Source organism: Pseudomonas sp. UBA6323 (assembly GCF_002439135.1).
Classification (GTDB): domain Bacteria; phylum Pseudomonadota; class Gammaproteobacteria; order Pseudomonadales; family Pseudomonadaceae; genus Aquipseudomonas.
The window spans coordinates 1-5,624 of the sequence record NZ_DJSX01000094.1; the positions used below are offsets into that span (position 1 = coordinate 1).

General features: G+C 62.4%; 5 protein-coding genes. All 5 read right to left on the bottom strand.

The window, feature by feature from the left end; all coding sequences use genetic code 11:
* Positions 1-475: 475 nt before the first annotated feature.
* Positions 476-835: a 50S ribosomal protein L20 gene (gene rplT, locus B3P22_RS22115; RefSeq protein WP_054664681.1), complete on the bottom strand. Its 360-nt coding sequence runs from the start codon at positions 833-835 to the stop codon at positions 476-478.
* An 11-nt stretch (positions 836-846) separates the two neighbouring features.
* Positions 847-1,044 carry a 50S ribosomal protein L35 gene (gene rpmI / locus B3P22_RS22120; RefSeq protein WP_010342861.1) on the bottom strand — a complete coding sequence of 66 codons (198 nt, stop codon included), beginning with the start codon at positions 1,042-1,044 and terminating at the stop codon, positions 847-849.
* A 287-nt stretch (positions 1,045-1,331) separates the two neighbouring features.
* Positions 1,332-1,856 (bottom strand): translation initiation factor IF-3, encoded by a 525-nt coding sequence (gene infC / locus B3P22_RS22125; protein WP_225546736.1) that lies wholly within the window; start codon positions 1,854-1,856, stop codon positions 1,332-1,334.
* A 66-nt stretch (positions 1,857-1,922) separates the two neighbouring features.
* Complete coding sequence (gene thrS, locus B3P22_RS22130) at positions 1,923-3,827, bottom strand: threonine--tRNA ligase (protein ID WP_243351601.1); 1,905 nt, start codon at positions 3,825-3,827, stop codon at positions 1,923-1,925.
* A 603-nt stretch (positions 3,828-4,430) separates the two neighbouring features.
* Positions 4,431-5,135 carry a LamG domain-containing protein gene (locus tag B3P22_RS22135; RefSeq protein WP_296272543.1) on the bottom strand — a complete coding sequence of 235 codons (705 nt, stop codon included), beginning with the start codon at positions 5,133-5,135 and terminating at the stop codon, positions 4,431-4,433.
* Between the last annotated feature and the right edge of the window lie 489 nt (positions 5,136-5,624).

Genomic DNA, 5,624 nt, shown 5'->3' on the forward strand with positions numbered 1-5,624 from the left:
CTCTTGCCCAGCAGGGCCACGCGCAGGTTCTCCAGCGTTTCCGGATTCTGCGCCGCGGCCACGTCGGCCAGCGCCTGGGTGGTCAGGGATTGGATGTCACTCATGGATCGACGGATCTCGGATGGGTCGCCTCACACGTTCCGCGCCGGGGCGATATCCCGGAGCTCCCAGTCCCCTTCCGGTGGAAGAAGATCGAGGTGAGGGCACGAGCGAATCCTAGCGTAGTCGGATTGCGCTGACGCCGATGCACCGATTGTTTCCCAATCCGGTGCGTGGCGACGCGTTCAACCCCGCTACTGCCGCGGGCTCCTGCGGCGCGCCCTCATCCGCCCCCTCGGGGCGCCTCCTCCCGAGGGAAGAGGGAACGGCCAAGCTGGAAAAAGAAATGGGGAAGGACTTGCGCCCNNTGCGCCCTTCCCCATGCATTGTCTCATTCACCACCGCCGCGGGTGAACCGCGCCGGCAGGGGAAGGACTTATGCCGCCAGCGCGCTCTTGGCCTTCTCGGCCAGCGCGGCAAAACCCGCCGCGTCGTGCACGGCGATGTCCGCCAGCACCTTGCGGTCCAGGGTGATGCCAGCCTTGAGCAGGCCGTTCATGAAACGGCTGTAGCTCATGCCGTTGATGCGGGCAGCCGCATTGATACGGGTGATCCACAGCGAACGGAAATTGCGCTTCTTCTGCTTGCGGCCGATATAGGCGTACTGCTGCGCCTTGATGACCGCCTGCTTGGCGACGCGGAAAACCTTGCGGCGGGCATTGTAGTAGCCCTTCGCCTGGCTGATGATCTTCTTGTGGCGGCGGCGCGCCTGCACACCACGCTTGACTCGTGCCATGGTTCAGTTCCTCAGAGGTAGGGCAGCATGCGGTCCAGACGGCCTGCGTCTTCTGCGCGGACGTGGTTCGTCTGACGCAGGTTACGCTTCCGCTTGGTCGCCTTCTTGGTGAGGATGTGGCTACGGTTGGCGTGGCCAGCCTTGTACTTGCCGGAAGCGGTCTTGCGGAAACGCTTGGCCGCTGCCCGGTTGGTCTTGATCTTGGGCATTGCTATGTCCTTGATGGTCTCTTTTTACTGGCCGGGCGGTGGCTTGCGCCACGCTTTCCATCCTTGCCCTTGCCTGCTTGAAGCCCGCACTCCCGATGGAGGCAGGCAGGTCCTGTTGGGTGTTGCAAACAGCAAACCCGGCGAACCGGGCCGCCCATTATGCCCGGGCCCCAGCACACTTGCAAACGCAGGCGGCAGCGGGGACAGGCAAATGAATACGGGACGGGAAGCCGGCGCCAGGCCCCTCCCCGTCCGCGGGTACGGCTGCGGCCCGGGCCGCGGCGCCGTTACTTCTTCTTCGGCGCGATCATCATGACCATCTGCCGGCCTTCCAGGCGCGGGCGCGATTCGATCACGATGTCCTCGCCCAGGTCCGCCTCGATGCGACCGGCCATCTCGCGACCCAGCTCCTGGTGGCTCATCTCACGGCCACGGAAGCGGATGTTGACCTTGACCTTGTCGCCTTCCTCGAGGAAGCCACGCATCTTGCGCAGCTTGATCTGGTAGTCGCCCTCGTCCGTGACCGGACGGAACTTGACTTCCTTGATCTCGACCTGGCGGCTCTTCTTCTTGGCCTCGTTGGCCTTCTTCTGCTGTTCGAACTTGAACTTGCCGAAGTCCATGATCTTGCAGACCGGCGGATCGGCCTGCGGCTGGATCTCGACCAGGTCCAGGCCCTCATCCTCGGCCATCGACAGCGCTTCGTCGCGCGTCAACACGCCGATCATTTCACCGTCGCTGCCGATCACGCGCACGCGCGGCACGCGGATTTCATGATTTCGACGATTCTGCTTGTTGTCAGGGGTACTGATATTGCAATCTCCGGATGGAATCGAACCGGCCCCGGCGGAGCGTCCGCGGGGACCGGGGCTGGATGCTTACTGCCTGTGTTCCGCCTGCAGGCGTTCGATGAAGGCCTGGAGCGACATGCTGCCCAGATCCTCGCCCGAACGGGTGCGTACCGCCACCGCGCCGTTCTCCTTCTCGCGGTCGCCGATGACCAGCAGATACGGCACACGCTGCAGCGTATGCTCGCGAATCTTATAGCCGATCTTCTCGTTCCGCAAATCGGCGGTGACCCGGAACCCTTGCTCCGCAAGGGTTTTGCGAACCTGCTGAACGTATTCAGCCTGGGCGTCGGTGATATTGGCCACCACCACCTGCACCGGCGCCAGCCAGGTCGGGAACGCGCCGGCATGGTGCTCGATGAGGATGCCGATGAAGCGCTCCATCGAGCCCACGATGGCCCGGTGCAGCATCACCGGGTGCCGCTTCTGGCTGTTTTCGTCGACGTACTCGGCACCGAGGCGGCCCGGCATCATGAAGTCCACCTGCATGGTGCCCAGCTGCCAGGTCCGGCCGATGGCGTCCTTCAGGTGATACTCGATCTTCGGGCCGTAGAAGGCACCCTCGCCGGGCAGTTCCTGCCATTCCACGCCACAGCTGGACAGCGCAGAACGCAGGGCGTCTTCGGCCTTGTCCCAGGTGGCGTCGTCACCCAGGCGCGATTCCGGGCGCAGCGCGATCTTGATCTGGATGTCCTCGAAGCCGAAATCGGCATAGACCTTCAGCGCCTGGGCGTGGAACGCGCGGACCTCGGACTCCACCTGCTCCTCGGTGCAGAACACGTGGCCGTCGTCCTGGGTGAAGCCGCGCACGCGCAGGATGCCATGCAGCGCGCCGGACGGCTCGTTGCGGTGGCAGGCGCCGAACTCGCCGTAGCGGATCGGCAGGTCGCGGTAGCTGTGCAGGCCCTGGTTGAACACCTGGATGTGGCCCGGGCAATTCATCGGCTTGACCGCGTAGGTGCGCTTCTCCGACTCGGTGAAGAACATGTTGTCCTGGTAGTTGTCCCAGTGGCCGGACTTCTTCCACAGGCTCACGTCCAGGATCTGCGGGCAGCGCACCTCGCCGTAGCCGCTGCTGCGATAGACGCGGCGCACGTACTGCTCGACCACCTGCCACAGTGCCCAGCCCTTCGGGTGCCAGAACACCAGGCCCGGCGCCTCTTCCTGCAGGTGGAACAGCTCCTGCTGCTTGCCGATGCGGCGGTGGTCGCGCATCTCGGCTTCCTCGATGCGCTTGATGTAGGCCTCTAGCTGCTTCTTGTCGGCCCATGCGGTGCCGTAGATGCGCTGCAGCTGCTCGTTCTTGGCATCGCCGCGCCAATAGGCGCCGGAAATACGGGTCAGCCTGAAGGCCTTGAGGAAACGCGTGTTCGGCACGTGCGGGCCGCGGCACATGTCCACGTATTCCTGGTGGTAGTACATGCCCATGGCCTGGATGTCGGCGGACATGTCCTCGATCAGGCGCAGCTTGTAGTCCTCGCCGCGGGCCCTGAAGATCTCGACCACCTCGGCGCGCGGCGTCATCTTCTTGATGACGTCGTAGTCCTGCGCGATGAGCTCGCCCATGCGCTTCTCGATCGCAGCCATGTCATCGGGCGTGAACGGGCGCTCGGAGTAGATGTCGTAGTAGAAGCCCTCGGCGATGACCGGGCCGATCACCATCTTCACGTCCGGGTACAGCTGCTTGACCGCATGGCCGACCAGGTGGGCGCAGGAGTGGCGGATGATCTCCACGCCCTCCTCGTCCTTGGCGGTGATGATGCGCAGCGCGGCGTCGTGGTCGATGACGTCGCTGGCATCGACCAGCACGCCGTCGACCGCGCCGGCGATGGTGGCCTTGGCCAGGCCAGCGCCGATGGACTGGGCCACGTCCATGACGCTGACCGGGTTTTCGAACTGACGGACGCTGCCGTCGGGGAGAGTGATGTTGATCATGGCTTCACCTGGGGGGATGGCCCGCCGGTCGCGGCGGATCGCGGAGCACGCGATGCGGGAATGCGCCTGCGGAGAATCGGGGCAATAAAAAAGCGCCACGAAGGCGCCTGCTGCAGGGCCGTGGCGGAATCTGGCGTCAGGAGTGGGTAGTGCTCATGTCGCACGCTCGGCCGGCGTTTCCGCGGGCCACCTTTTCCGGAAGGAGGTCGGGCACGATGGTAAACCAATCGCGGCCATTCCGCCTCCATCGCGCGTGTGCCGGCGTCCCTCTGTCCGGCCGGCAACCGCGCCGCGCGCCAGCGCGGTGGGCCACGGGAAACCAGGGGAAAGCAGGCCTGGGCGACACATTCCGGCGGGTCGCCCGGCCCGGATCGACGGCCATAAAAAACCCGGCATCTGCCGGGTCATTGATCCACTCCTCACCGGAGTGGTGGGCGGTACAGGGTTCGAACCTGTGACCCCTACCATGTCAAGGTCAGGGAAGAGCAGCAAAATCAATGACTAACGCGCTCGCTTGCGATCACATGTGACATATCGAAATCAGTCACTTAGCGATGCAGCGGGGTCAGTTTAGGGTCACCCCATCACTGGCAGAGATCCAGCCTAGCCGTTCGGGAAGGCGGCGGCAGGCGGGGCAAAGTTCGTCGTGTACCTAGCCACCCCCTTGGTGACGCGGAGGTCATCTATGTGGCCGTTGAAGTACTGCCCATCCGACGGGCGCCCCCCGATCTGCGCCGGACAGTTCGCCGTGAACATTGACGTGGTGATTGCCTGACTGACTACGGATACGCCGTTCACGTATATAGAGAGAACACTTCCAAACCTTACATAAGCAATGTGAGAAAAAACTCCTGCAGAAAATACACCATTGGCACTTAGATAGTCCGTAAAGTTCGTCCCATTTGACGAAACCGCCATGTAAACCCGGTTTCCAGAAGCAACAGCGCAGGAAAATGAGCGTGCGCCTGCACCAACCGCCTTACAAAACAAGACTTGCGTCGCTGTAACGTTTGCGACAGGCCGCATCCAGAACTCTACGGTGAAATCGCCTGATCCGAAGTCAAACCCAGTATTGTTCGGTGTGCTGATATAGTCGCCACTGCCATCGAACAATCCGCTGGCCCCGCCAAATTTCCATTGAGCCGTGTCAATCTGTGAATCACCAGTCGGAGTCCATACGCTCCCCTTCTGATCGGTAAAAGTCGTGCTACCGTCCGCGCCATCAAAGTGCAAAAGTGCCGTGACATTCGCCCAGAACGGATCGCTTGTCGGAGCGCCAGACGCCATAAGAAGCCTGCGTAGCATCATGCGCTGATCCCCATTGCGTAGCGCCAAGTGGTCCCGTTGTTTACGGTTGACGCTGACAGGACAGTCACTTGACTAGGGCCAGATCCTACGGCCGTAATTGAACTCGCGAGCGGCTTATGAGAGGAAGGTATGGCGAAGGTTCTACCGCCAGTTCCATCTTGCGATATGTGCAACTCGTATTCTGCAAACTTTCCAGAGCCTGGAAGGTTGGTAAGCACCAAGGAGGTTACGTTTGAGGTTAGCGTGACTGCGCCGGCGTAGATTGAGGCCCCGCCAAAGTCCAAGGTCAGGACGCCGCTGGAAATCGTTGGGGTAGCAACCGGAACAACGGATGATCCACCACCACCACCCGAAAGCGGCGTTTCCGTGCCGGTATCGTCCATGGAATAGACGTGTCCATCACCCTTGGCATATACCTTTACCTGCCCAGATGCTGGCGTAGCCGGGGCGCTTCCCTCGACAAGGATCACTGGACCGCCCAGAGTTTCA